This window comes from Saccharothrix deserti (assembly GCF_009769385.1).
GTDB lineage: Bacteria > Actinomycetota > Actinomycetes > Mycobacteriales > Pseudonocardiaceae > Actinosynnema > Actinosynnema deserti.
The window spans coordinates 1-570 of record NZ_VKAB01000171.1 but is presented as its reverse complement, the minus strand read 5'-3'; the positions used below and the strand labels follow the sequence as shown (position 1 = coordinate 570).

At 69.1% G+C, this 570-nt stretch carries 1 protein-coding gene; it reads left to right on the top strand.

Annotated features, from left to right (window positions below; genetic code table 11):
* On the top strand, positions 1 to 570 hold a 570-nt coding region (locus FM051_RS50065; protein ID WP_202919549.1), incomplete at both ends, for a cation:proton antiporter domain-containing protein.

Here is a 570-nt window from a genome sequence, read left to right as displayed (position 1 = left end):
ACCGCGGAACCCCGACTCCAGGCACTCGGACCACTGGCGATCGGCGTGATCGTCTACGCGACCTGCCACCTGACGCACGCCAACCCGTACCTCGCCGCGTTCGCCGCCGGGTCGACCCTGGCAACACTGGACCGGGTGACGGCGGAGAACTTCGAACACTTCGGCGACCTGCTCTCGGAGACCACGAAGTTCGCCGCCCTGCTGGTGTTCGGCGCGCTCATCACACCCGACCGGATCTCGCACCTGACCGCCGGCGACTGGGCCGTCGCGGTGATCGCGATCCTGCTGGTCCGCCCCGCCGCGATGCTGCTCTCCCTGCTGCGGACATCCCTGCCTGTCCGGGAACGGCTGGTCGCGGCGTGGTTCGGCCCCAAGGGGTTCGCCTCGGTCGTCTACGTGCTGCTCGCCCTCCAAGCGGGCATACCCTCCGGCGAACACGTGTTCGACCTCGTCGCCATCACCATCGCCCTGTCGATCGTGCTGCACTCCTCCACCGACGTCCCCGTGGCCAAGGCACTCAGCGTCGAACCTCCCGACAACCTGCCCACCGGGCACCACAGCGGCAGGAGC